This window comes from Bifidobacterium magnum, assembly GCF_000741255.1.
Lineage (GTDB): Bacteria > Actinomycetota > Actinomycetes > Actinomycetales > Bifidobacteriaceae > Bifidobacterium > Bifidobacterium magnum.
Genome location: NZ_JGZB01000004.1, coordinates 193,991 through 220,158, shown reverse-complemented (window position 1 = coordinate 220,158; position 26,168 = coordinate 193,991). Strand labels below are relative to the sequence as shown.

General features: G+C 59.1%; 25 protein-coding genes and 2 tRNA genes. 18 read left to right on the top strand and 9 right to left on the bottom strand.

Annotation, left to right across the window (positions count from 1 at the left end; all coding sequences use genetic code 11):
* Positions 1–22: 22 nt before the first annotated feature.
* Positions 23–1,720: a glucose-6-phosphate isomerase gene (pgi, locus tag BMAGN_RS04495; RefSeq protein ID WP_022859987.1), complete on the bottom strand. Its 1,698-nt coding sequence runs from the start codon at positions 1,718–1,720 to the stop codon at positions 23–25.
* Positions 1,721–1,884: 164 nt separating this feature from the next.
* On the bottom strand, positions 1,885–3,144 hold the full coding sequence (locus BMAGN_RS04490; RefSeq protein ID WP_022859986.1) for a mannose-1-phosphate guanylyltransferase: 1,260 nt from the start codon (positions 3,142–3,144) through the stop codon (positions 1,885–1,887).
* A gap of 162 nt (positions 3,145–3,306) precedes the next feature.
* On the opposite strand from BMAGN_RS04490, the gene BMAGN_RS04485 reads away from it, so the two are divergent.
* A tRNA-Thr gene (locus tag BMAGN_RS04485) sits at positions 3,307–3,382 on the top strand.
* A 385-nt stretch (positions 3,383–3,767) separates the two neighbouring features.
* Positions 3,768–3,852 (top strand) — tRNA-Leu (locus BMAGN_RS04480).
* Between the two features lie 1,059 nt (positions 3,853–4,911).
* Here the strand turns inward: BMAGN_RS04480 and BMAGN_RS04475 are convergent.
* The 4 genes from BMAGN_RS04475 to rph all read right to left on the bottom strand — a co-directional run bounded on the left by BMAGN_RS04475 (position 4,912) and on the right by rph (position 9,376).
* Positions 4,912–6,258: an aminoacyltransferase gene (locus tag BMAGN_RS04475; RefSeq protein ID WP_238548759.1), complete on the bottom strand. Its 1,347-nt coding sequence runs from the start codon at positions 6,256–6,258 to the stop codon at positions 4,912–4,914.
* Between the two features lie 172 nt (positions 6,259–6,430).
* Entirely contained in the window at positions 6,431–7,726 is a 1,296-nt protein-coding gene (locus BMAGN_RS04470; RefSeq protein ID WP_022859984.1) for an aminoacyltransferase, read from the bottom strand.
* Between the two features lie 143 nt (positions 7,727–7,869).
* Positions 7,870–8,538 carry a non-canonical purine NTP pyrophosphatase gene (locus tag BMAGN_RS04465; protein ID WP_022859983.1) on the bottom strand — a complete coding sequence of 223 codons (669 nt, stop codon included), beginning with the start codon at positions 8,536–8,538 and terminating at the stop codon, positions 7,870–7,872.
* A 76-nt stretch (positions 8,539–8,614) separates the two neighbouring features.
* On the bottom strand, positions 8,615–9,376 hold the full coding sequence (rph, locus tag BMAGN_RS04460; protein WP_022859982.1) for a ribonuclease PH: 762 nt from the start codon (positions 9,374–9,376) through the stop codon (positions 8,615–8,617).
* A gap of 124 nt (positions 9,377–9,500) precedes the next feature.
* Between rph and BMAGN_RS04455 the strand changes: the two genes are divergently transcribed.
* Positions 9,501–10,820 (top strand): nicotinate phosphoribosyltransferase, encoded by a 1,320-nt coding sequence (locus BMAGN_RS04455; protein WP_034250347.1) that lies wholly within the window; start codon positions 9,501–9,503, stop codon positions 10,818–10,820.
* Between the two features lie 83 nt (positions 10,821–10,903).
* Here BMAGN_RS04455 and BMAGN_RS04450 read toward each other — a convergent pair whose 3' ends face one another.
* Positions 10,904–11,794 (bottom strand): LysR family transcriptional regulator, encoded by an 891-nt coding sequence (locus BMAGN_RS04450; RefSeq protein ID WP_022859980.1) that lies wholly within the window; start codon positions 11,792–11,794, stop codon positions 10,904–10,906.
* Positions 11,795–11,946: 152 nt separating this feature from the next.
* On the opposite strand from BMAGN_RS04450, the gene BMAGN_RS04445 reads away from it, so the two are divergent.
* From BMAGN_RS04445 to BMAGN_RS04415, 7 genes are all read left to right on the top strand, one after another.
* Positions 11,947–12,729, top strand: a complete 783-nt coding sequence (locus BMAGN_RS04445; protein WP_022859979.1) for an SDR family oxidoreductase — start codon at positions 11,947–11,949, stop codon at positions 12,727–12,729.
* An 18-nt stretch (positions 12,730–12,747) separates the two neighbouring features.
* The gene (locus tag BMAGN_RS08080) at positions 12,748–13,131 is read left to right on the top strand and encodes a flavodoxin (protein WP_081640897.1); all 384 of its coding nucleotides are present in this window, start codon (positions 12,748–12,750) and stop codon (positions 13,129–13,131) included.
* 720 nt (positions 13,132–13,851) lie between these two features.
* Positions 13,852–14,940 carry an ADP-ribosylglycohydrolase family protein gene (locus BMAGN_RS04435; RefSeq protein ID WP_022859977.1) on the top strand — a complete coding sequence of 363 codons (1,089 nt, stop codon included), beginning with the start codon at positions 13,852–13,854 and terminating at the stop codon, positions 14,938–14,940.
* Positions 14,937–15,878, top strand: coding sequence for a PfkB family carbohydrate kinase (locus BMAGN_RS04430; RefSeq protein WP_022859976.1), 942 nt, complete (start codon positions 14,937–14,939; stop codon positions 15,876–15,878). The genes BMAGN_RS04435 and BMAGN_RS04430 overlap by 4 nt, the downstream gene beginning before the upstream one ends.
* Positions 15,879–15,917: 39 nt before the next feature.
* On the top strand, positions 15,918–17,444 hold the full coding sequence (locus tag BMAGN_RS04425; protein ID WP_022859975.1) for a purine-cytosine permease family protein: 1,527 nt from the start codon (positions 15,918–15,920) through the stop codon (positions 17,442–17,444).
* Between the two features lie 3 nt (positions 17,445–17,447).
* Entirely contained in the window at positions 17,448–18,008 is a 561-nt protein-coding gene (locus BMAGN_RS04420; protein WP_022859974.1) for a cysteine hydrolase family protein, read from the top strand.
* A gap of 36 nt (positions 18,009–18,044) precedes the next feature.
* Complete coding sequence (locus BMAGN_RS04415; protein WP_022859973.1) at positions 18,045–19,058, top strand: aldo/keto reductase; 1,014 nt, start codon at positions 18,045–18,047, stop codon at positions 19,056–19,058.
* 24 nt (positions 19,059–19,082) lie between these two features.
* Here BMAGN_RS04415 and BMAGN_RS04410 read toward each other — a convergent pair whose 3' ends face one another.
* Positions 19,083–19,328 carry a hypothetical protein gene (locus BMAGN_RS04410; protein WP_022859972.1) on the bottom strand — a complete coding sequence of 82 codons (246 nt, stop codon included), beginning with the start codon at positions 19,326–19,328 and terminating at the stop codon, positions 19,083–19,085.
* Between the two features lie 31 nt (positions 19,329–19,359).
* On the opposite strand from BMAGN_RS04410, the gene BMAGN_RS04405 reads away from it, so the two are divergent.
* On the top strand, positions 19,360–19,620 hold the full coding sequence (locus tag BMAGN_RS04405) for a hypothetical protein (protein WP_022859971.1): 261 nt from the start codon (positions 19,360–19,362) through the stop codon (positions 19,618–19,620).
* On the opposite strand, the gene BMAGN_RS04400 is transcribed toward BMAGN_RS04405, so the two are convergent.
* On the bottom strand, positions 19,617–19,892 hold the full coding sequence (locus BMAGN_RS04400) for a DUF3039 domain-containing protein (protein ID WP_193345728.1): 276 nt from the start codon (positions 19,890–19,892) through the stop codon (positions 19,617–19,619). The two genes, BMAGN_RS04405 and BMAGN_RS04400, sit on opposite strands and share 4 nt — an antisense overlap.
* A 236-nt stretch (positions 19,893–20,128) precedes the next feature.
* Between BMAGN_RS04400 and coaD the strand changes: the two genes are divergently transcribed.
* From coaD to ilvN, 7 genes are all read left to right on the top strand, one after another.
* The gene (gene coaD, locus BMAGN_RS04395) at positions 20,129–20,623 is read left to right on the top strand and encodes a pantetheine-phosphate adenylyltransferase (RefSeq protein WP_022859969.1); all 495 of its coding nucleotides are present in this window, start codon (positions 20,129–20,131) and stop codon (positions 20,621–20,623) included.
* A 113-nt stretch (positions 20,624–20,736) separates the two neighbouring features.
* The gene (locus BMAGN_RS04390; protein WP_022859968.1) at positions 20,737–21,474 is read left to right on the top strand and encodes a hypothetical protein; all 738 of its coding nucleotides are present in this window, start codon (positions 20,737–20,739) and stop codon (positions 21,472–21,474) included.
* Positions 21,475–21,502: 28 nt separating this feature from the next.
* Complete coding sequence (locus tag BMAGN_RS04385; RefSeq protein WP_022859967.1) at positions 21,503–22,108, top strand: YceD family protein; 606 nt, start codon at positions 21,503–21,505, stop codon at positions 22,106–22,108.
* 115 nt (positions 22,109–22,223) lie between these two features.
* The gene (rpmF, locus tag BMAGN_RS08075) at positions 22,224–22,406 is read left to right on the top strand and encodes a 50S ribosomal protein L32 (RefSeq protein WP_022859966.1); all 183 of its coding nucleotides are present in this window, start codon (positions 22,224–22,226) and stop codon (positions 22,404–22,406) included.
* Between the two features lie 285 nt (positions 22,407–22,691).
* A complete protein-coding gene (gene rnc, locus BMAGN_RS04380) occupies positions 22,692–23,501 on the top strand; it encodes a ribonuclease III (RefSeq protein ID WP_022859965.1) in 810 nt (269 codons plus the stop codon).
* A gap of 165 nt (positions 23,502–23,666) precedes the next feature.
* Positions 23,667–25,610 (top strand): acetolactate synthase large subunit, encoded by a 1,944-nt coding sequence (locus tag BMAGN_RS04375; RefSeq protein WP_022859964.1) that lies wholly within the window; start codon positions 23,667–23,669, stop codon positions 25,608–25,610.
* The gene (gene ilvN / locus BMAGN_RS04370; RefSeq protein ID WP_022859963.1) at positions 25,610–26,146 is read left to right on the top strand and encodes an acetolactate synthase small subunit; all 537 of its coding nucleotides are present in this window, start codon (positions 25,610–25,612) and stop codon (positions 26,144–26,146) included. Before BMAGN_RS04375 ends, ilvN begins: the two co-directional genes overlap by 1 nt.
* Positions 26,147–26,168: the final 22 nt, after the last annotated feature.

The following is a 26,168-nucleotide window of genomic DNA, read 5'->3' as shown; positions in this document are numbered from 1 at the left end:
CGCTACCGTTGGTGAGCGCGAATCAGAATTCGCGGACCTTGCGGTAGTAGTTGATCAGGCTGCGCGTGGACGCATCCTGGGCGAGCAGCGCCTCGTCATCCTGGGAGATGGCCGGGGTGATCTGCTTGGCCAGCTGCTTGCCGAGCTCGACGCCCCACTGATCGTAGGAGTCGAGGCCCCACACGGTGCCCTCAACGAAGGTGATCATTTCGTACAGCGCGATGAGCTCGCCGAGTGCGAACGGATCCAGGCGCACGCCGAAGATCGACGTGGTCGGACGGTTGCCCGTGAAGACGCGAGCCGGCACGATCTCTTCCGGAGTGCCTTCAGCGCGCACTTCGTCGGCGGTCTTGCCGAAGGCGAGAGCCTTGGTCTGGGCGAAGTAGTTGCCGAGTAGCAGTTCGTGCACGTCCTGGTCGCCGTCCTTGAGCGGGTTCGGCGTGTTGGCGAACGCGATGAAGTCGGCCGGGATCAGCTGCGTGCCCTGGTGGATGAGCTGGTAGAAGGCGTGCTGGCCGTTGGTGCCCGGCTCGCCCCAGAAGATCTCACCGGTCTCGGTGGTCACCGGGGTGCCGTCCCAACGCACGGACTTGCCGTTGGATTCCATCGTCAGCTGCTGCAGGTAGGCCGGGAAGCGGTGCAGGTACTGGTCGTACGGCAGCACAGCGTGGGAAGCGACCTTGAAGAAGTTGCGGTACCACACGTTCAGGATGCCCATGAGCACCACGACGTTCTTCTCGAACGGCGTGTTGGCGAAGTATTCGTCGATCTCGTGGAAGCCGGAGAGGAACTCCTCGAAGCGGGCCGGTCCGAAGACCACAGCCAGGGAGGTACCGACGGCGGAGTCCACGGAGTAGCGGCCGCCAACCCAGTTCCAGAAGCCGAAGGCGTTCTGCGGGTCGATGCCGAACTCGGCGACCTTCTCGAGGTTCGTGGAAACGGCGACGAAGTGCTTGGCGACAGCTTCGGCTTCCTTTTCCTTGGAATCGTCGATGGCGTCGATGCGCTTGAGCTCTTCAAGCAGCCAGGTGCGGGCTTCGCGAGCGTTGGTCAGCGTCTCCAGCGTGGTGAACGTCTTGGAAACCACGATGAACAGCGTCGTCTCCGGGTTCAGGTCGCGCGTCTTCTCGGCCAGATCGTTCGGGTCGATGTTGGAGATGAAGCGGGCGGAGATGCCTGCGTCAGCGAACGGCTTGAGAGCTTCGTAAGCCATGACAGGACCCAGGTCGGAACCGCCGATGCCGATGTTGACGATCGTGTCGATTTCCTTGCCCGTGACGCCCTTCCATTCGCCAGAGCGGACCTTGTTGGCGAACGCGTAGATGCGGTCGAGGGTCTCACGCACGTCCTTGACGGTGTCCTGGCCGTCAACGATGTACTTGCCTTCGTCCTCCTTCGGACGACGCAGCGCGGTGTGCAGTACAGCGCGACCCTCGGTGTTGTTGATGTGCTCGCCGGAGTACATGGCCTTCGTGCGCTCGTCAAGCTTCACGTCCTTGGCGAGGTCAGCGAACAGCTTAAGCATTTCCGGCTTGATGAGGTTCTTGGAAAGGTCAAAGTGCAGCGTACCGGCGTCGAAGCTCAGCTTGTCCACGCGGTTCTCGTCTTCGGCGAACCACTTCTTCAAGTCGATGCCTTCAGCCTGCATTGCGTCATACTCGTGCTGAAGCGCAGCCCAAGACGGGGTCTGCGTGGCGTCAATAGGCGGATTGATAGCCATTGGTCGGTCCTTTCGTTTCAAAGGCTCTGCTCGGTACGGAATACGTTTTCCGCAACCGTTTGCATTCCTTTATACTCACAAAATAAGACACAAAACAGACAGGACGAAACGTGGAGTACACAAATCCAATCTGTTTTGTTCCTATTCTGCATCAAAATCGCTCATTAAAGCACGTCTTCATAGCCTTCATCGGCCAGATGGCGCACGATTTTCTTGACATCTTGGCTGCGGGCGCGCGGTGCGATCAATAGGGCGTCCGGAGTGTCGACCACTACCATGTCGTCCACGTCGAGCAGTGCGATCATTCTGCCAGATTTGGGCACGACCACGTCGCCAGCTGATTCGATGCTTACTACTTGGTCTACATCCCCGAGCACCTTCAAATTGCGCTCGTTCACGCTCGGCAAGAGCGCTGCGAGCGAATTGAAGTCGCCAATATCGTCCCAGCCGAAATCTCCCGGGATAACGGCCACGCCGCCAGCCAACGAAAGCGGTTCCGCGACGGCGTAATCGAACGCGATTTTTTCGATACCCGGCCACCAGCGTTCCATCGCCTCGTCACAGTGGGCGTGGAAGTCGGCATAGTCAATATCGACCGTTTCCACTATTTTGACCGGTTCCGCAGTTCCCGACGATTGCGCCGACTCGGCCGCCGCGGTGCGCGCCGCTTCCAGCGTCTCCATATAGTCACGGTCGTCCTCGATAATCGCGTCCGCAATTTCGTCAATCGCGGCGGCGAGCGCCGGCTTGTATTCGTGCAGATGGTTGAGCAGCACGTCGGCGCGCATGACGAACATGCCCGCGTTCCAGCGGTATTCGCCCGTAGACAGGTACGCCTGGGCCGTGGCGGCGTCTGGCTTTTCGACGAACTGTTCCACGACATGTGCGCGAGGGGCACCCGGGACGCGGTCGGCGATTGATTCGCCCTCATGGATGTATCCGAAGGCCGTGGACGGGCGCGACGCCGCGATGCCGATGGTGGCGATGTACCCGGCGCGGGCCGTCTCCACGGCTTCGCGAACGGCTTCCACAAACGCCGCGGTTCCGCGGATCACATGGTCGGCCGCGAAGGATCCCACAATGATCTGGTCGCCGTGGCGGCGGCTCAACACTGCGGTGGCGAGCGCAATGGCCGCTGTCGAATCGCGCGGCAACGGCTCGGCGAAGATGTGGTCGGCGGCAAGAACGGGGATCTGCTCACGGATGGCGTCCACATGGGCGCGGCCCGTAGAAACGGACACATGGTCGATGCCGGCGATGGCCGCAAGCCTGTCAAAAGTGGACTGAATGAGCGTGCTGCCCGAGTTGAGCAGGTCATACAAGAATTTAGGGCGGCTTTCGCGGCTAAGCGGCCACAGGCGTGTGCCCGTGCCGCCGGCGGGAATGATGGCGTAAAAATCGTCGAATCCGTTGGAAACACTCATGGTCATTCATCATAGCGGCTTTATTGCTGCTCTTCCGAGCGGATATTTTCGCATGGTAGGCACGTAAACGACACGCCGAAATTTCGAGAATTTGAAATTTGCGGAACGCTCCCCTATACTCCTTATCTTGTTGCGGTAATCGGTACAGCCGATTAGCAATGTGCCATTTTAGCTCAGTCGGTAGAGCGGCTCACTCGTAATGAGCAGGTCGACAGTTCGATTCTGTCAAATGGCTCCAGTTGGCCCGAAACTTCGGTTTCGGGCTTTTTTGTTTTCTGTTCTTCTGATTATGCAGTGTATAAGGCATTGTTCCTTCAGTTATCCACCGTCTTTCCCGCAGCAGCATTGTGCATAACTTTCGCGCGACGACGTTACGCACGCCTCAAACAACAGGAATGCCGGAGGACAAGGGGATCCAAGACCGCACCACGGCCGACACCTCACAAAATCCAAGCCATATCGCGGCGCTTGCGCCGCCACGTCGATTCATAGACACCGTTGTGATACAGTGGTAAGTCGATTCACGGTGCCGGCTATGGAAAATGCCCTAAAATCGCGGAAATTTGGCTCCTGCGGAGCCCTATGTGCGGTTTGGGAAGTTTTCCAGGACGGATCGGGAACGGGCGCGAGTGGCGTAATTGGTAGCCGCGCAGGATTTAGGTTCCTGTGACTTCGGTCGTGTGGGTTCAAGTCCCATCTCGCGCACCAGTGCAAATTTTTGCACCCTGGCATGGGCGCGCAAGCGCTCTTATATGAAATCAATAGTGGCGTTACCGGCAATTGAGGGACATGGAGAGAGGCTCCTCCGGTTTGTTATGCCCAAAAAGGCTGTGGAAAACATTGCATTCGGCAACTTATGCACGTCATCATGCACACCCTGTGAATTATTGCGGCGCATAACTCCTCTTTTTATAAGCAATCCACACGATTATCCACATTTTTATATTCCTCTCCCGTTTTTATGATCGCCGCGCCTCTTTTTTACGAAAAGAAGGCTCTTATACGTCATTTTCTGACATAACGTTAATCAAGGGACGTCACGCTATCTCCACTTGTAAGGGCATCAACGGGCGGAAACCCGCGTAAAACCGGTAATTTTCACCCATCTTGGCATACATCGGTACACATATGGCACAAAAGGCCGTGAGTGGACGACATATGGCCTATATAGGCTCTAAATAAGGGCATTACAAGTCTGAATAACGACCTTGATTCAAAGTTATGCACTGAAAATCAGCCATTATCCCCTATCCGGATATATCAACATTGCATACTTATGCATAACTTTATACATTTGTATACAACCATTATGCATAACTGTGCATACTCGGTTGCGTATAAATGAATATTTTTATTCAATCATTATTCATCTTTTATTACGCCACGTATTCACGGCAGAATCGTTTTTAAAGTCGACTATATTTTTTAGATATTTTATAGTCAGATATTTTAATCTTATCAGTTTTCTTCTTTATTTATTATTTAATTTCTAATTTATAAATTACGATAATCTATTTTTAGATATCTTTTTATTTTGATTTGCGATTTTTGATATCTGAAATTAGAAGAATGATGGACGCCGTTTTATATGACACTTCTTCTTCAATTAGTCGAGATTCGACTTTTTAACGGATTCTGTAGAAAATTTCGTGTTGCACACGACGCAAGAACGAACTATCAAAATGAAATCGAAACAAAATGAGGCCCGCGATTGCTCGCGGGCCTCTTCACGGTCTAGTGCGACCTCAACCTTGCACTTTGCCGATGTTACTTGCGCAACTTGTGGATGAACTCCTGGATGCCGTAACGCAGTGAGTTGACGGGCAGCGTGAATTCGCCCGGCAGCTCCTCGACATATCCGTTGAAGCCCTGCTTGAACTCGAGCACGCCATAGCCTTCGGCGGACGGATCGTCGAAGTAGCCCGAGATGCCGTAGAAATTGTAACGGTCGATGCCGTGTTCAATGCACCAGTTCATCGCCTCATGCTGCAGCGCCGTGGGCGCATAGAACTTCGCGTACTTGTCGTTGCTGCCGCTCATGAGGTAGACCATCTCGTGCGGGTGCACGATGAACAACGCGGCCGCCACGGGCACCACGGTGCCGTCTTCGGCAATATACTCTTTCGCGCGCTCGATGCGCTTGAGGGCCGACGCCTCGTTCTGACGTGCAGTACGCAGCTTGCTGGCCTTCTTGTCGCTCAATTCCCCCTGGGCCTCTTCGGGCTCAAGCTGCGCGATCACCTTGCGGGCCGCTGCAAGCTTGTCTTCCCACACCTTCATGTACTCGTCCAAGTGGATCTCGGCGATCATGAAGTGCGCGGCATCGACAAAGGAATCGAACACTTCCTCGGCATACTCCACAGAACGGTTGTGGAAGCCCTGGCGGGCGGAGCTCAGCTCGCAAATGTCGTGGAACACCTGCAGCTCGTCGCGGCTCACCTGGCGTACCGTCACGCAGCTGTTGCGCGCGATCTTCACATTGCGGCGCGTATTTTTCGCGTAAGAGGACAGCAACGCCTTGCTGTCTGAAAATTCAGTGAGGTCCTTGACATAGACCCAGCGGTTCACCACGGAACCATAGCCGACGTCGAAGCCGCCATGCTTCCAGCCGAGGTTCGCGAAGTTCTTCATCATCGTCGAATCGGCGTCGCCGTCGGGAGCGCCTTCGGACGTATGCTTGCGGTACACGTCGCCCGGCCATGCGCTCACGCTGATCGCATGGTGCGCCTTGGCGTCGTTGCGAATCGCGTCCGTCAACTTGCCCAGCAGCGGACCATCGTCGGGATCGGCCAGAGGACCCACCCAAATGGAGCCCGTCTCGCCGAACTTGGACGGCGTATAGGCCACCATCGCGCCCGCCACGGGCACATCGTTGTCATCCACCAAACCGATCAACGACGTGTCTTCCACCGAATGGTTCGCCAAGTCGCGCATGGCGGTGGTCTGCTGGAAGTTGCCCTCGGGAAGGGCCGCGGACAGCGCGTCAAACTCGGCGTCCGTCAACTTGCGGACCTTGAGTCGGTCCGCGGCATGCTCGTTATGAGCACGTTCCTTGAAGTATTGCTCTACGTGGCCGGACACGGTTTGTTCCAGCATGCTAGAGGAAACAGGCATTCGCACACACTCTCTTATTGCAAGTCTTGGCGCAAGCCGGCCCCATGAATCTGAACCATCGGGGACTTGCGCGCAAATGATCATTGCTCAATTGACCAGAGGCAATTATAGCCACGCCTCATGGTCAGGAACGCCGTGCACGCTGTGAGCTTGGAGCGGCAAAAATGCGCGCTCAGTGCTTCAAAATCTTGTGCGCCAACTGCGAGAGCCCATACATATGCGGGTGCACGAGCAGCATGAATTCGCCCATAAGCTCCTCGACATATCCGTTGAAGCCCTGCTTGAACTCGAGCACACCGCGGCCCTCGTCTTCAGGATCGTTGAACTCGCCGTCAATGCCATAGAAGTTGTAGCGGTTCACGCCGCGCTTGACGCAGAACTCGAGCATGGCCTCATGCTGGATCAGCGCCGAAGCATAGAACGGCTTGTATTCCTCCACGCTGCCCGAGAACAGGTACACGGTTTCGCGCGGATGCGTCACGAACAGCGAGGCCGCGGCCGGCAACACGGCTCCCCTCGTGCACAGTTCTTCAGCCGACTGCAAGCGCTTCTGCGCCGCCAACAGGTTCGAATGCTCTTCCGTGTAGCGGCGGCGGATCTTCGTGGTTTCACGCTGGTTAAGCTTGATCTCCAACGAATTGACGAGCTTGCCGAGCTCGTCAACGCGCTGCTGCATGCTGGCGCGGTATGCCTCCGTATGGATCTCGGCCACCATGAAATGCGCATGCTCGCCATACGCATTCTTGAAGGAACGGAAGTATTCGGCGCCGCGATACGCGAAATGACGACGCTGCGCCGTCTGCTGCTCGATTTTCGCAAAGGTCTCCAGCTCTTCGACCGCGATCTCGCGCACGCGCACGCCCATCGACAGGGCGCGCTTGACGCTCCACTGTGTGCGCTTGGAATAGGAGGCCAGCAGCTCTTTCTCGTTCTTCAGGCCCGTAAGGTCCTTGAGGAAGCGCCAGCGCGGCACAGCCGTATAGCCCACCGTAAAGCCCTCATGGTGGAATCCGGCGTCCTTGAGGTCGTCCAACGCGCGCTCGTTCGGTTCGGTCGAGTGCGCCGGCAAATTCGCCACCACGGGCGAATCGGGCGGAAGGGGCTTGCCTTCCGCGCTCAAGATCTGGTACGGCATTTCCGGCGTAATATCCACGTGGATCGCGCCTTGCTGCTTGGCATACACCTTCAAATGCTCGGTAAAGAAGTCGACGAGCTCCTTGTCGGTCAAATCGCACAGCGGGCCGTCCACAATGGAACAGAACGTGGCCATGGGGGCCTTGCGCGTGCTTACGAGCGCGGCCGCGACCACGGCGCCGGCTTCCTTGACCGCGATGAACGCGACCTGTGCACCTTCATGTTCGCGCAGTTTGGCCGCGGAGGCGGTCTGCTGGAAGTTTCCGTACGGAGCCTTGTTGGCGAATTCCGTAAACTCGGCGGCGGAGATGAGTGCGAATTCGAATGACCTCATAAACTGTTCAGGCTCCTTTTGACCGGCATGGGCCGGCACTTCACTTCAAGCTACTTCAAGCTGGTTCCAGCCACCCAAGCATAGTCCCGGGTGGCCGTTTGATGGCGACTGTCCCCTCACGGCGACAGTCGCGTCGCAAATTTTCAGCCGCGCACAAGCTTTTCCACGGCCGGCATGAGCGCGCGCAGCGCCTTGCCGCGGTGCGAAATGGCGTTCTTCTGTTCGGACGTCATCTGGGCGCTTGTGACGAGTTCGCCGCCCTCGACCGCTTCCTTGGGCTGGTCGTCAGGCATGAACAGCGGATCGTAACCGAAGCCGTTCGTGCCGTGCGAGGCGCGCAAAATGGTGCCCGGCATTTCGCCCAGCGACACGGTTTCGTCATCGATGTCGTATACACCGTTGACGGCCTGCTCTTTAGGCACCACCAGCACTGCGGCGCAACGGAAACGCGCCGTGCGACGCTCGTCTGGAATGTCCTCGAGCTGGGCGAGCAGCAGCCTGTTGTTGGCCGCGTCGTCGCCATGCACGCCGGCCCAGCGCGCCGAAAGGATACCTGGGGCGTTGCCCATGACGTCCACAATCAGTCCCGAATCGTCGGCGATGGCCGGGCAGCCCGTGCTGGCCGCCACGAAACGCGCCTTGAGGAGGGCGTTTTCTTCAAAGGTCACGCCCGTTTCCACGGGATCCGCCAGTCCCAGGGAACCGGCCGAAACCAGTTCTACATCCGCCGCCGCATCTTCCAGATGCTCTTCGATGATCTGGCGGATTTCCACCAGTTTTCCCTCGTTATGAGTGGCCACAACAATTTTCATGTCGCCCTCCCTTCACCTATGTGGTGCGTCTGCGCACGTCAATAATTACGTCAGTACCAAATATTTTCGTAAGCAATCAGGCGTTCAGCGCCGCGCGCTGGGCCGCCTGCAACGCCTTGTTGCCCTTTTCGGCCAACGCCAGCAGCTCGTCCAGTTCCTTGCGGCTGAACGGACGGTGTTCGGCGGTGCCCTGGATCTCAATGAAATCGCCCGAGCCCGTCATGGCCACGTTCATGTCCGTCATGGCCTGGCTGTCCTCAATATAAGGCAGGTCCAGCATCGGCGTTCCATTAATAATGCCTACGGACACGGCGGAAACCGCGTCCTTGAGCACTTTATCCGCAGAACGGATCAGGCGCTTGCGTTGCGCCCAACGCAAAGCGTCTACGAGCGCCACGTAGGCGCCCGTGATGGACGCGGTACGCGTGCCGCCATCGGCCTGCAGCACATCGCAGTCGATCTGGATCTGGTTCTCGCCCAGCGCCTTCATGTCGACCACACCGCGCAGCACGCGGCCGATCAGACGGCTGATTTCGTGCGTACGACCGCCGACCTTGCCGCGGATCGACTCGCGGTCCGTACGCTCGGCCGTGGCGCGCGGCAGCATCGAATATTCGGCCGTGACCCAACCCAGTCCGCTATCCTTGCGCCAGCGCGGCACGCCGGCCGTGAATGTCGCCGTGCACATCACGCGCGTATTGCCGCAGCAAATCAGGACAGAACCTTCCGGAACGTCGGTAAAGTTGCGGGTAATGCTCACGGGACGCAGCTCGTCCACGGCGCGTCCGTCGGGACGGATCGCCGTTCCCGCTTGCAGCATGTCTTTGATAGCGACCATTTCGGTACCCCATTTCACGTTTTCTTCAACCTATTTGATCATAGGCAACCCGCATTACGTAATCTTGCGTTACTCTGGGAACCAGCTGTTATCTGTTGAATTATTCATTATTACGAGGGCTTTCATGGACTATTCACCCGCACTCATGACTGACATGTACGAATACACCATGCTCGACGCGACGTTGCAGGACGGCACGGCCGATCGTACGTGCGTTTTTGAAGTCTTTACGCGCCATCTTCCTGAAGGCCGCCGCTATGGTGTGGTCGCTGGAACGGGCCGCATTCTCGATTATCTGAAAGATTTCCATTTGTCGGACTACGATCTGAAATTCCTGCGCGACCGCCATATTGTCAGCCCGCAGACGATTCAGTGGCTGGAAAATTTCGAATTTTCCGGATCGATCCGCGGATACCGCGAAGGCGAGATGTTCTTCCCGAACTCCCCGATCCTGCAGGTCGAAGGCACGTTCGGCGAGTGCACGCTGCTCGAAACGCTCGTGCTGTCCGTGCTCAATTATGATTCCGCCGTCGCGTCCGCTGCGAGCCGCATGACGTCCGCGGCCAACGGGCGCCCCTGCATGGACATGGGCGGACGCCGCACGAACGAGTGGTCGGCCGTCGCGGCGGCGCGCGCCTCGATGATCGGCGGCTTCCAGGGCACGGCGAACCTCTTGGCCGCCAAGGAATACGACCTGCCGGCTATCGGCACCGCGGCCCATTGCTTCACGCTTGTACACGATTCGGAACGTCAGGCGTTCGAGTCCCAAGTCGCCGCGCTCGGCAAGAACACGGCGCTGCTGCTCGACACTTATGACGTGGAACAGGCTGTGAAAACGGCGGTTGAAGTGGCCGGACCCGACTTGGGCGGCGTGCGTATCGATTCGGGTGACCTCGCGGCCCTCGCACAACGCGTACGTAACCAGCTCGACGCGCTTGGCGCCACGCAGGCGAAGATCACGGTGACCAACGATCTGGACGAGTACGCCATCGCATCCCTGCAAACTGCGCCCGTGGACTCTTACGGCGTGGGCACGCAGCTCGTGACAGGATCGGGCGCCCCAACCTGCTCGATGGTCTACAAGCTTGTGGAACGCGAAGGCGCGGACGGCACCATGATGCCCGTGGCCAAGAAGTCGACGAACAAGGCCAACATCCCGGGACGCAAGCTTGCGTACCGTTCGTTCGAATACAATCTCGCCGACTGCGAGCATGTCATTGCGGGCAACAGATCCCAGCTGGACGCCTACCAGCCGGAAGAGGGTTGGAAAGACCTGCTTGTGGATTTCGTGGACCATGGCGAGATCGACGATACGTTCCGCGGCCATGACGCGATCATGGACGCCCAGAACCACCATGCCGAGGCGCTTGCCGAGCTGCCGATCACGGCGCAGTCGCTGATGCGCGGCGACCCCGTGATCCCCACGGAAGTGACGCTGCTGTAAGCAATCCTTGCGGGGCGCGCCATGCGGCTTGCCCTGGCTCCTGCCGGCTGGCCGCCCCGCATTGATATTGCTTTTATTGTCGGCTATTCCTGCGCAATGACGTTGCGCAGTTCATCAAGGAACGCCTGCGAGGCGGCCGTGAGCGTGCGACCGGAACGCCATGCGATACACAAGTTCGTATACGAGGGCGGCTCAAGCGGACGGAACGCCAGCCCGCTCCCCTCGCTCGCATCCACGAGGCCGGCCAGTCCGAGCGCGTATCCGCAGCCTTCCTTCACAAAACAGGACACGTTGTACGCAAGGTTCATTGTGCCCACAATATTGGGCGCCGACTGCGCGTCCGCCGGCAGCCATCCCGCAAAATCATGGCGTTGCGCCGATCCTTTGGCAATGAAGAGCGGAAGATTGCGCAACATGTCCGCGCTAATGGCGTCATATCGCGTAAGCGGATCGTCCTCGGGCATCAGCACGCCCGCCACATCATGTTCGGGAAGCGGCAGATAGTCGAACCTGCTCATATCCACGGGCTGCACGAGTATGGCGAAATCGGCCAGACCATTGGCCAGGCGCTCGGTGTTGTCGGGACCGTATCCGTCATACAAATCGAAGGTGATTCCCGGATGGCGCGTGCGCACGCGGCCGGCGGCGCGTCCCACAGTGCGCATCGCCACGGTTTGCGCGGCGGCAATATGGACCGTTCCCTCAATCGTGTCGCCTTGGTGCATTTCCGCGTACGCACGGTCGGCGAGCTCCACGATTTCGCGCGCACGACGCTGGAACACCATGCCCTCGGCGGTCAGTTCGGTCATGCGGCTGCGGTTGCCGCGAATGAACAGCGTAGTGTCGAGTTCCTTTTCCAAATCGCGCATCTGGCGCGAGAGTGCGGGCTGGCTGATGCGCAGCACGTCGGCGGCCGCGGAGATGCCGCCTTCCTGCGCAACGGCAAGGAAATTGCGCAACGTATGCAGATCCATGACTCCCCTTTTCCGGCGTTCGCAACGTCATAGTCCGGCTCTATTTACATGCATTTTTTGCATACGATTATATAGAACAATTCTATTTGTAATGGAATATGAACTTTTTTATATTGAGTTTCATCGATCCCCCCGCACTGAAGGAGACCAACATGAAACCCACCCACGTGCTGATTGTGGGCGCGACGGGCAGCGTTGGACGATTCGCCGTAACGGAAGCGAGGAACCAAGGCTACCGCGTACGCGCGCTGGTCCGGCCCGCAACATGCGCCTGTTTCGGATCCGATGTGGACGTGGTCCGCGGCGACTTGACGAGTATGGACGACATGCGCCGCGCGTTGGAGGGGATTGACGGCATAGTGTTCACGCACGGTTCCAACGGCGGTCCCACGCTTACGGAAAACGTGGATTACGGCGCCGTACGCAATGCGCTGAAAGCGTTGGACGGCCGCAAAGTACGCATCGCGCCGATGACTTCGATCGGCGTGACGCATATGGATACGTCATACAACCGTTCCACTCAGGCGCACGACTGGAAGCGCCGTAGCGAGCGCCTGGTCCGGGCGAGCGGCAACGACTACACGATCGTGCGTCCGGGCTGGTTCGACATGGAACCGGATGGCGCACACCGTTTGGAATTCCAGCAGGGCGACCGCGGTCCGGCCCTCGGCCCGCAAGATGGCGCCGTCTCGCGCCAGCAGATCGCGCAGACGCTCGTGACTGCTCTGGGCTGCGAATCGGCCAATCGAAAGACACTGGAACTGGTGGATATTCCCGGCCCTGCACAGTCGGACGCCCAGTTGGCGCCCATGTTCGCGGCGCTCAAGTCCGACATGGGGCTCGACGGCGTGGACGACTTGCCCAACTTCCCCGAATCGGCGCAGCCCAAGCGCGTCAAAGAGGAGTTGGCACATACCGAATCGATGAACCGGTAGTTCACAAAGGAGACCATCATGATCACTTCATCTGACGGCCCCACCACTAGCATTCACAAAGCGCGCGCCAGGCGTTGGTGTGGCGCCGCCGCGTTAACGATGATTATTGCCGCCACACTGGATGGTTGCGGTGCGCAATCGTCATCCAGTACTTCATCACCAACTTCAAGTCCAATTTGGTGGGGCGATGCCGCCTGGCCTCTGGAGACGTTCGCGAAAGGGAACGACTTCTCGGGTAAGACCGTGATTCCGTTCTGCACTTCCGGATCGTCTCCGGCCGGTCAAAGCGGCGCGAAATTGGCGCGCCTGGCCGGCAATCGCGGCACCTGGCTGGACGCGAAACGATTCTCGGCGAGCACGTCCGATGCCGAGATTGCAAAGTGGGTGCGTAGCGTGCGATAAGCGCGCATCATGCGGCGGTTAGGAGACCTGCCCGCGCGTGAGATATTGCGGTTAATGGGTAATCTGCAGATTCGTTGCGTTAAATTGTGCAGGTTACTGATTAACCGCATTTCTGTTACGTGAATAGTTGCGGCTTTCTCATTGGTTGCATAAAAATACGCAGATTACGCGTTACCTGCGGTTTTCGATCGTTAAAATCTGCAGTTTGCTGCTTAAGTGCGTAAAAATGCGCGGATTACCCGTTAACTGCAGATTTGTTGCGTGAATATTTGCAAATAACGACCAAGACGACGATTATTCACGTGAAAAACTGCAAATAACGTCTTAACCGCGCTTTTCATTCGCGTTCCGCGGCGTGTCTCGACTAAAAACCGCGGTTAACGAGCAAACTGCAAAAATTCACGTGAATAATCGTCGTCTAACCAGTAATCTGCGTATTTTCACGCGGGTAAGGAGAAACCCGCGTATTTTTACGCAACAAAAGTGAGATTAAAACGAAACAGCGAAGATTCACGCAACCTCCGACTTCAGAGAGGGTCCTATTTAATACGTTTAATACGGGAATCTTCCCAGCTTTCCGGCGACACCGATATGCCCCATCCCCGTAGTAAGCAAGACGCAACCCAACCACGTATGAAGAAGTATGATGGGTCGCGTGACGATACGCAATGATGCAAAACAACGCAAATCGTCCTTGCATTCGCTACGGGAAGCGGATAAATGAGAGAGATTGAACACGAAGAACTGACGTACGTGCGCGCCAAAGGCGCCCTTACGGGCCTCGCGCTCGGCGACGCATTGGGCATGCCCACGCAAAGCATGTCCGCCGCGGACATTCAGCACTATTACGGCGGCCATATCCATGGATTCGTGCGGGCCGTCGCCGAACAGCCCATTGCGCCCAATATGAAAGCGGGCGCCGTCACCGACGACACCGAGCAGGCGTTTGTGCTCGCGAACCGTCTGATTGCGGATGGCGGCACATTGGACAATCATGCCTATGCGCAAGATCTGCTGGCCTGGGAATCGGCGATGAAGGCCAAAGGGTCGTTGGACCTGTTGGGCCCCTCCACGCGGTTGGCGCTTCATGCGCTTGCGGACGGCGTGGATATTGAGCATACGGGCACCACGGGTACTACGAACGGCGGCGCCATGCGTGCGGCTCCCATCGGCATCGCGTTCTCCCCTGACGCGCCCGACCATTTGTTGGCGCGCATGGCGCGGGAATCCTGCCTCGTCACGCATAACACCGTGCAAGGCATCCAAGCCACCACACTGGTCGCCGCGGCTGTCAGTTTCGGCATTTCAGGAAGCGAGCGCCCGCTGGAAGACGCGATCTCGTATGTGTCGCAGCTTCCCGAAAGCGGCCATTGGTCGGCCAAGGCCTCCGTATTGGCGCGCGTGCGCAGGTTCTTTGACTGGGCGAACACGGGCGCCGGCAGCAGTATGGAAGCGTCCGAATTTGCGCAAACACTGCGCCGTGAATGCGGTACAAGCGTGGAGGCGAACGAGTCCGTGGCCGCGGCATTCGCATTCGCGGCGCGGTTCCGCCGGGATCCGAACGAGGCCCTGTACCAGTGCGCGTCGGTGGGCGGAGACACAGATACGATCGGCGCGATGTGCGGAGCGATGTTGGGCGCCCAGTATGGCGACGAAGTGTTCCGCCCCGATTTGGTCCGCCAACTCGTACGCCAGCTCAAGGAAGACAACCATCTCGACCTTGACGTCACGGTGGCCGGTCTTGTGCACATTCGTTTGCGCACTTTGCACACGCGGGATCCGCGGCACTCAGGGGATCCGCGCTCATGACAGGCCGCGTAATTTCACTCGGCCAGATCATTGTGGACATCGCCATGCGCGTCCCGTCCGTGCCGCGAGCCGGCGAGGACGTGTTCGCGGACGATCCCCGTTGGTATACGGGAGCGAGTTTCAATACGTTGCAGGCCGTGCGCCAAATGGGCGTGGACGCCTGTTGGGCCGGCATCTTGGGCACTGGCCCCATGGCCCACATCATCTCCCGCACGATTCAGGAAACGGGCATCCGCCACATCGGGCCTACCGACAGACAACGTGACAGCGGATTTTGTGTGGCGATGACCGACCAGAGCGCGGAACGTACGTTCGTGTCCACGCGCGGCGCTGAAGCGTATGGCGGCGCGGGCACCTTCCACCAAGTCCACCCGTCCGCGGCGGATGTGGTACACATGACGGGCTATACCTTCGTCCACGAAACACGCGCCGGACTATACGCATTTCTCCGCCGCACGTTGCACAGGGATTTCAAGGCCGTATTCGATCCGGGCCCCGTCCTCGAGGACTTGCCCGAGGACGCCTTGCGACTGTTGGTCGACTACCGGCCCATCTGGTCGGTCAATGAACGCGAGCTCTCGATTCTCGCGCACCGTCTTGGCATAGAGGCCACAGGCAATTCTGACACTTTCGCGTATATGACAACCGCCGTCGCCCGTAAGCTGCATGCGCCCGTAGTGGCGCGTGTCGGCAAAGGCGGCGCTTGGGTGGGCGCCGAGAACACTTGTGCCCACCATATTTGCGGCTACCCCACGCATGCCGTTGACACCAATGGTGCGGGCGATTGCCACACCGGTGTCCTATGCGCGCGCCTGGTTTGCGCAGATTCGCTGACCGCGGCGGCGCGCATCGCCAATGCTGCTGCATCCATTGCAGTGAGCCGGCCTGGTCCGGCAACTTGCCCCACGTATGAGGAGGCGTTGCGGGCAATGCAGTAACCCCCATTACATCCCACTGAAGAGAGAATTGAGGGAATTATGGAAAAACAAAAAGACACCTCATTGATTGAGGATACGGGCATTGACACCATTGCCGAGGAGGATCGCAAAGGAACGCCGAAAGACCTGTTTTGGCCATGGTTCGCCGCGAACATCTCCATTTTCGGCATCTCATACGGCGCATGGGCCTTGGGCTTCGGGCTCTCCTTCGGCCAGGCGCTCGCCATGTCCGTGGTGGGTCTCGTGGTTTCCTTCCTGCTTGTCGGCATCATTTCCATCGCCGGCAAGCGCGGCAATGCGCCCACCATGGTGATCACGCGCGCGACCTTCGGCGTTGAAGGCGCGAAAGTGCCTTCGGCGTTAAGCTGGATCGCCACGCTGGGCTGGGAAATCTCGCTCACCACCACCGCAGTGCTCGCCTTGTCAGCGGCCATTGAATCGCTCGGTTGGGGCACGGGAGCGGGACCCAAAATCATTTCCACGATCATCGTGGTCGGCCTTGTGGCCATCGCCGGCATCTTCGGCTACGACCTTATCATGAAATGCCAGCAGGTCATCACCATCGTCACGGGCATCGTAACGATCGGATTCTTTATTCTTGGCTGGGGAAGCATCGACTTTTCCGCCATCGGCTCGATTCCGGCGGGCTCGGTGCCAAGCATGCTCGGCTGCTGCTTCTTTGTCATGACCGGTTTCGGCATTGGCTGGGTGAACATCGCCGCCGACTATTCGCGCTATCTGCCGCGTAAGGCGTCCAATGGCGGCATCGTGTTCTGGACCACGTTCGGCGCATCCATCGCCAATGTGTTCCTCGTGGGTTACGGCCTGCTGCTGGCCGTGTCGAACGCCGACCTCGAGCAAGCCGTGAGCGACAACCCGATTGGCGCCATCTCGTCCATCCTGCCGACCTGGTATCTGGTTCCGTTCACGATCATCGCCATTCTGGGCCTCATGTCCGGCGCCATTATGGACAACTATTCCAATGGCCTGGCACTGCTCTCGTTCGGCATCAAGATTCCGCGTACGGCGGCCGCGGCCATCACGGCCGTACTCACCGTGATCGGCGTGGTGTATGTGTCGTTCTTCTCCGACTCGTTCATCGGACCGTTCCAAGGGTTCCTGACCACGCTGGGCGTCCCGCTGGCCGTCTGGGCCGGCATGTTCGTCGCGGACGTGATCCTGCGCAAGAAGGATTACGATACGGTGGACCTCTATAATCCGAAGGGCCGTTATGGAGCCTGGAATACGAAGTCCTTCATCATCTTCATTGTGGGCACGATCGTCGGCTGGGGCCTGGTGGTCAACAGCGCCGCGAACTGGCTCGCATGGCAAGGCTATTTGCTCGGCATTTTCGGAGGCAAGGACGGCACGTGGGCGTCGGCCAACCTGGGCGTGATCATCGCGCTCGCCATCGGCCTGTTCGGAGCCCTTATTTTCCAGCGTTCCGATATTCGCGCACAGGAAAGCATCCCGCTGCATGAGGAGCCGCAAACCGCAACCGTCATCGACCACGAAGACGAGACGCCCGAGGGATTCTCGCCCGAACCGCTTGTGGATGTGAGGTGAGCCATGATTCGAGACGGAGAATGGCTGGTCGTTGTCGACCGACAGAAAGTGTTTGCGGAAAGCGACTGGTCCACGTGGGCCGTCCCCGACCATTCCTACGACGCCACTACCGAACCGTTCCAGCGGCTCGCGCGCGAGTTCGACGACCATGTGGTCTACACCAAATATGTGTCTCCCGAACCGCCCACCGGGGCATGGGCCGACTATTTCGCCGACTGGCCCGACTTTGTCGTGCCCGCCACCGATCCGATGTTCGATTGGACGGACGATATGGCGGATCTTGTCGCCGGCCATCCGGTAGTCACGAAAACCGTGTTCAGCAAGTGGGGTCCGGAACTCGCACGCATTATCGGTGGAGCCAGCAAGATCACGGTCTGCGGAGTCGCCACCGATTTCTGTGTGCTGCAGACGGCGCTCGCCGCGTGCGATGCGGGCGTCTCCGTACGCGTGGCGGCGGACGCATGCGCGGGAACGTCACCGGAGAACCACCAGCTCGCGCTGGATCTGATGTCCCTATACGCGCCGCTGATCACGGTGAGCGACAGCGCTACGATTCTTGCGTAAGCAGTAATCAATATCCGACCAACAGTAAGGAAACCAATGCTGGAACCTTCACGACAGTACACGGCCGATCCCACGCGTTATGAATCCATGCGCTACGTGCGCAGTGGCGACAGCGGATTGAAGTTGCCGGAAGTCTCGCTGGGACTGTGGCACAATTTCGGCGACATCACGCCGTTCGACACGATGTGCCAAATCGCGTTCACGGCCTTCGACAACGGCATCACGCATTTCGATCTGGCCAACAATTACGGGCCGATGACGGGCGCCGCGGAACGCAATTTCGGCCGCATCATGCACGACTATCTGCGCCCGTACCGCGACGAAATGATCATCAGCTCCAAGGCCGGCTATGAAATGTGGCCCGGCCCGTACGGAGGAGTCAGCGGCTCGCGCAAGTACCTGATCGCCAGCTGCGACCAGAGCCTGGAACGCATGGGACTCGAGTACGTCGACATTTTCTACCACCACTGCATGGATCCGGAGACGCCGCTTGAGGAGACGATGCTGGCGCTTGAACAAATCGTGCGTTCGGGACGCGCGTTATATGTGGGCCTGTCCAACTATGACGGCCCCACGATGCGCAAGGCCGCGGCGATTCTCGATGAACTGCACGTGCCGTTCATCATCAACCAAAACCGGTACAACATTTTCGACCGCACAATCGAGCGCAACGGACTCAAGGAAGAGGCGCACGCACTGGGCAAGGGCCTGATCACCTTCTCGCCGCTCGCGCAGGGCCTGCTGACCGACCGCTACCTGGACGGCGTGCCCGCGGACAGCCGCATCGGCCACGATCCGCGATTCCTCGACAAGAACGCGCTCACCGAAACAAAACTCGGCCAGATCCGCGACCTTAACAAGATGGCGCAGCAGCGCGACCAGACGCTCGCCGAAATGGCGCTCGCATGGTTGCTGCATGACGAAACCGTCACGTCCGTGCTCGTGGGCGCTTCGCGTCCGCAGCAGGTGCTCGACGACATCGCCGCGATGAACAACACCGAGTTCACGCAGGAGGAGCTCGACAAGATCAACGAGATTTCGTCGCGCTGAGCCTTCCTGGACTAGCGAATATCGTCACATCGGGCGGCGCAGTCGGCGCGTCATCAGCATGACCAGCCACATGGTGACTCCGCCGCCCACAATAAGCCATACAAACGGCACCCACATCGTGGCCGTGGGCACGAAAATCATAAGCAGCACGGGCAGCGCGAACAGCACCAGCGTCATGAACGCTTTGGCCGGGTTGAGCACGGCGAGCTTGGCCGACCAGACGATCTGCGCCCAAACGCCACGGTCGCTGCGTCCCGCAGTCGGGAACACAAAAACGTTCCTGCATGCTTCGGGATTGCATATGGCCCCGCATAAGTCCGATTTTGCCGTGCCGCTTGAATCAGGCTTCGAAGTGGCCGACGAAAGCGGCGACTATATGCAAGTGCCGGCGACCATCGAGTCCATCGACACGGTCACCGGCACGGCGCGCGTAAGGCTTGAGATTCCGCGGCAGCTCACGCCTGCCGCGGTGCGCTACGCATGGCGCAGCTGGGGGCCGGCCCCGCTGTTCAACGAAGCCGGACTGCCCGCGTTCCCGTTCGCCCACCTGCGCGCGAACTAGCGCATCATTTCGTCATAAATGCGCTTGCAATCCGGGCAAATCGGATACTGCGACGGATCGTGCTTGGGTACCCACACCTTGCCGCACAGTGCCACTACGGGACGTCCCGTAATCTGCGACTCCATGATGCGGTCGCGGGACACGTAGTGCGCGAAACGGTCCGCGTCGCCCGTGTCGGAACGCTGCTCTTCGGTTTTTTCCTCGGGACGTTCCAGCACGGCTGTGCCCAAATCCGGGTTCGAGGCCGGCGCCGCCGGATTCGATTCCGCCATCATGCTGGCGAGCTGCAATGCGTCGCGCCATGCTTCCTGATTCATGATTCCCTCCAATACGCCTATTTATGCACCTTTCATCATAGAAAAACCGCGCCATATACGCCACCAATCGCGGATATCTTTGCCAAATTCGCCACTTTCGCGCACCAATCGCGTTTCCCCGTTCGCTTACTGCCTGATTTCACGCCGTTATCGGCCTGTTTCATCGGCCGGCGGCATTACGCTTAGGAACCATGACAATCGCTGTATGCCCGGGATCCTACGATCCAGTAACCAACGGCCACCTCGACGTAATCATGCGTTGTGCCAAGCTGTTCGACCAGGTCCACGTCGTCGTGGCCGTCAACGCCGCAAAAACGCCGCTTTTCACTGAAGAAGAGCGTGTGGAAATCATCCGCGAAGCCTTGGAGGCCAAAAGTGTTTCCAATTTCACGGTCGCCAGCACGGAAGGCCTGATCACCGACTATTGCAAGCAGGTGGGCGCCACCGTCATCGTCAAAGGCTTGCGCCAAAACGGCGACTACGAAGCCGAGCTCGGCATGGCCCTCGTCAACCGCAAGCTTGCGGGCGTGGAAACGATGTTCCTTCCCGCCGACCCCATTCTTGAGCATATTTCCAGTTCCGTGGTCAAGGACGTGGCGCGCCATGGCGGCGACATCAGCGGCATGGTTCCCGACCGCGTCGTGCCGATTTTGGGAACGATGCTGCGCAATCGCGACGCCAACTGACACAGTCTGACAATACCCAAACAAACCATCTACAATGCTGAACCAAACGCAACGCTTGGCCGGATCGGGGAATATCAATGAGTGAGGATTCGCAACACGTCTCTCCGCGCACCATGTGGGGGCGGGACAACGCAGGAACGCAACCGCATGACGAGGACTTTACGCAATCATCAAGTTACCAGCGCATCGACGACTCCACCCAGGAAAGTGAAGTGATCGAGGAAAACGCGGGACCCGCGCAGCGCGTCCCCATGGACCAGCTTCCCGACTTGAGGCGCCAGAACGACGATGATATCGACCAAAATCGCGCCGAATTCACGACGGTTTACGACATCATCGACCAACTGGAAAACACGATTACGGAAGCCAAAGGCACGATCTTTTCCCCGTCACTCGTCAAAATCGACCGTGACGAGTTCCTCGACCAGCTCGAAGAACTCAAATCCAAGCTGCCCGTGCAGCTGGAACGCGCCAGCGCGCTTATGAGGGAAGCCGAACATCGGCTGGAAACGGCACAGTCGCAGGCGAACGTGATTATCACGTCGGCGCAAAGCCGCGCCACCGACATGGTCCACGAAGCCCAGCAGCAGGCGCAAATCTTGGCAGGACAGGAACATGTGACGCAGATCGCGCGCCAAAAATCGCGCGACATGCTCGACCAGGCGCAGGCGAAGGCGGACACGCTCACGCAGGGCGCCGACCGCTATTGCATCAAGGTCATGGAAAGCTTGCAGCAGCAGCTCAACAAGCTCGGCAACGACGTTCAGGGAGGCCTTACCGTATTGAAGGACCGCCAGGAAGACGCCGCCGAAGAACTCGAACATCTCACGGACGAGGACTATCCTCGCTAAACCGGAGTAACAAACAGTAAAGGACATCATGGCACGAGTACCATTTACCGATTGGACGATTTCCGTGGCGCAGGTCGGCAGCCGGCCGGGCCAGACGAAGGATATCGACGCCGTTTTCCCGGCGCCTGAAGGCATTGGCGACGCCATTGTGGGCATTGACGCCGGCGCCGACGTACACGTGACGGGCCATTTCGACTCGATCGTGGACGGCCTCATTTTCATGGGCACGCTCTCCGCTCCCGCGCACATGGTGTGCGCAAGGTGCGACAAGGACATCAGCCAGACCTTGAGCGAGCAGGTCACGGCGTTCTTCCCGTTCGAGGACAAGTCGGCCAAGCCTGGCAAGAACGACGAGGAAGTGGACATTATCGCGGGCGAGGAAGAGGCCGAGGACGTCTATCCGCTGCTCGACAACGGCGCATTCGCGAATATCGAGCCGCTGATCCGCGACACCTTCGTGACCACGCTGCCGCTTCAGCCGCTGTGCAAGCCCGACTGCAAGGGCCTGTGCTCGCAGTGCGGCGCGGACCTGAACGAAACGCCCGACCATTCGCACGACATTCCGGACATCCGTTTCGCGGCGCTGGCCGATTTCAAGGCGAAGCTCGAAGAGAACGAAGCGGAACAGGACTGAGAGCGTGGCGTGGCGCGTGCATCATCCACGCGCCACCACACACACTTGTACGGAGGGCGCGTTAAACTTCTGAACGCTTAAGCTCATATTGTTCGAACGAAACAGAGGATAAGAAATGGCACTGCCAAAGTACAAGATGTCGCGCGCCAATACACGCACTCGTCGTTCCGCTTGGAAGGCCAAGCCGGTAGCGACTCTCGCATGCCCGAACTGCGGCGAACAGACGATGCCGCACATCGCATGCCCGAACTGCGGTTCCTACCGTGGTCGCGTGTACCGCGAAGCAATCGCTAAGTGATTCTGAGCGTACTCAGCATTTCATGAGAACCCTGCCATCGACGGGTGGCGGGGTTTTCTTATTGGTGTGGCATGTTCAGCAAGGGGTTCATCATGGGGGAATTTTTTTGGAATAGGTATGGACTATCGCGCTTAGGCACGAGACAATAGACAAACATATATGACGGTTGTCAAGAGAACCGCCGAGCAAACGTTGTAACACTGCGCCGTGTTCAATATTGAGGCCATAGTTGGCGATATTCTGGACTCTTATTCCGCAGTATGTTGTATGGAGAGAAGCGCTTTTATGAGCAAGCATAACCACGAAGTCGAGATTCCGGCGACGCAGCTGGCCGAGGTTGCTATTGCCGAATGCTCACAGACCCCGGAAGAGGTAGCCCGCGATAACGTGTCGGCGGCCGGTCGCCTCTTCGAGGCGCTTGGCACCAAACTGTGCCCGGAGCTGCTTATTGAAGCGCTCACGCACCGTTCTTTCTCCCATGAAAACCCGGGCACCAAGAACTATGAACGCCTCGAATTCCTGGGCGACGCCGTGCTTGAACTCGTCGCCACGGAAACGCTGTACAAGAAGCACCCGGACATGACCGAAGGCCAGCTCGCGAAGATGCGCGCCAAAGCCGTTTCGGAAGAGTCGCTGAGCAAAATCGCGCGCGAAAAGCTGCATGTGGGCCAGTACATTCTGCTCGGCCACGGCGAATCGGAACAGGGCGGCGCCAACAAGAGCTCGATCCTGTGCGACATTGTCGAATCGCTGATCGGCGCCACCTTCGTGGAGTACGGTATCGACCATGCGCGCGCCGTGGTGCACCGCCTGATTGACGAGACGCTTGAGGAAGTGGCCACGGAAGGCCCGGCCCTCGACTGGAAGACGTCGTTGACCGTCAAGGCGCACCAGATGGGATTGGGCGAGCCCAGGTACCGCATGGCCGTCAGCGGCCCCGAATACGCGCAAGTCTTCACGGCGCAAGCCATGCTGGGTGACAGCGCCGAAGTCTTCGGCGTAGGCGAAGGCAGCAGCAAGCGCAAGGCGCAGCTCGTGGCCGCCGAGCAGGCGTGGAAGGCGCTGGACGAGCGCAACGCCGACTCCAAGGAATAAGCACGGCCTCCCACGCTTTCCCCAATTTTCAGGCTTCAAGGTTCTGTCCGCCCGTTTATGTGGCGAACAGAACCTTCTTATATTCTGGGCAGTCCCTTCAATGCCCCCTTGCGCGTTCAGTAGTATGACTCAGACCAATACACTGACCAATGAGAGGAACGAACCATGCTGCCTTCACGCCCGCTGGGCTTCAGCGGCATTCCCTCGAAGAATGCCACGCCATCACACCGCAACGTCTCCGGCGAACCGATGACCGGTGCGCAGGCGTTGATCCGTTCGCTGGAGGACTTGGGCGTTCAGGACGTGTTCGGCATTCCGGGAGGCGCAATCCTGCCCGTATACGACGCGATCAACGAGGACACGAAGTTCCGTTTCATTCTTGCGCGCCACGAACAGGCCGCCGGTCATGCCGCCGAAGGCTACGCCGTCGCCACGGGCCACGTGGGCGTGTGCATTGTCACGTCCGGGCCGGGCGCCACGAACATCATCACGGCCGTCGCCGACGCGAACATGGATTCCGTGCCGCTGGTGGTCATCACGGGCCAGGTGGGCGTCAATTCCATTGGCACCGACGCGTTCCAGGAAGCCGATATTGTGGGCGCCACATATCCCGTGTCCAAACATTCGTATCTGGTCACGGACGCGCAGGACATTCCGCGCGTGCTCACGGAAGCGTACTACATCGCGAATTCGGGCCGTCCCGGACCTGTGGTCGTGGACCTTACCAAAACGGCGCAAACGGGCATGATGCACTACTCATGGCCGCAAAAAATGATTCTTCCGGGATACAATCCCGTCACCAAGGCGCACGGTCGTACGCTGCGCGACGCGGCCATGCTGTTCCAGCGCGCGTTGCGTCCCGTACTCTACGTGGGCGGCGGCGCCGTCCGTTCCGACGCGAGCCGCCAGATCAAGGCGCTGTCCGACCTGACGGGCGCGCCCGTGGTCACCACGCTGCCCGCGCGCGGCATTATTCCGGATTCCGATCCGGCGAATCTGGGCATGCTCGGCATGCACGGCACGATCGCCGCGACGGGCGCCGTACAGCGCTCGGACCTGCTTGTCGCGATCGGCGCGCGTTTTGACGACCGTGTTACGGGACAGCTCGACTCGTTCGCGCCGTCCGCAAAAGTGATCCATATCGATATCGATCCCGCCGAAATCGGAAAGAACAGGGATGTCGACGTGCCGATTGTCGGCGACGTCGCGACCGTGGTGGACGATCTGCTCGTCGAAATCGAAAGTCAGCACGAGCAGCACGGCCGGCCCGACCTGACGAACTGGTGGACGATGATCAGCCAGTGGGTCGAACAGTATCCGCTCACCTACACGCAGCCCTCCGATGGCAGCCTTTCGCCGCAATGGGTGATCGAGCAGCTCAGCAAGCTCGCCGATCCCGACACGATTTGGGTTTCGGGCGTGGGCCAGCACCAGATGTGGGCGTCACAGTTTATCGACTTCGAGCATCCGCACGACTGGATCTCCTCGGGAGGCCTCGGCACGATGGGCTTCGGACTGCCCGCCGCCATTGGCGCGAGCATTGGCGCACAACGCTACCGCGAAAAGCCCGCGGGAGTGTGGCTGGTAGACGGCGACGGCTCGTTCCAGATGACGAGCGAGGAGATGGCCACGGCCGCATTGGAAGGCACGCCCATCAAGGTGGCGCTGCTCAACAACTCCGTATACGGCATGGTGCGCCAGTGGCAGACGCTGTTCTACAAGCAACATTATTCGGCCACGATTTTGCACGACGAGCCGCTTGTGGGCATTCCCGACTTCGTCAAGCTCGCCGAGGCTTATGGCTGGGAAGCGATCCGCGCCACGACGCCTGAGGAGGCCGTCGAGGCCATGAAGCGCGCGCAGGAGATCAACGACCGGCCCGTGCTTGTGGAACTGCTCGTCTGGAAAGATGCGCTGGTCATGCCGATGGTGGCCGCGGGCGCCTCGAACGACGATGTGCTATACATGCCCGGTATCACGCCGCTTAAGCAGTCCACGCCCAGCGAGGGCGAACCCGGCGTCGCCGCACGCATTGTGGGCGAAGGCATGGGATCCGTGCACGCGCATAACGACGAACCCGTGAATCACGCGAAACGTAAGGGGATGTGATGGCTCGCCAAGCAACATTACACACGCTGTCCGTACTCGTGGAGAACCGGCCGGGCGTGCTCGCGCGCATTGCGGGCCTGTTCGCCAGGCGTGCGTTCAACATTCATTCGCTGTCCGTCTCGCCCACGGAACGGCCCGACATTTCACGCCTGACCGTTACTGCGGATGTGGAGGAAGTGCCGCTGGAGCAGCTGACCAAGCAGCTCAACAAGCTGCTGCATGTGCTCAAAATCGTGGATTTGGATGCACATACGACCGTGGAGCGCGAGCTTGTGCTTATCAAGGTGGCGGCCACGCAGGAGACACGCCCGAGCGTGCTCGATACGGTTCAGCTGTTCCGCGCGCGCGTGGTCGACGTGCACGCGCAGTCGCTGACCGTGGAAGCCACGGGCGCCGCAAGCAAAATCGACGCGCTGCTCAAGCTGCTTGAGCCTTACGGCATCATTGAGCTCGTGCGCTCGGGAACCGTGGCCATGGGCCGCGGCCCCAAGGCGCTGAGCGAGAAAGTGGCGGGTTCGGAAATCACGGGCCGCTAGTCGTTTGGTGGGCGCCTGACAG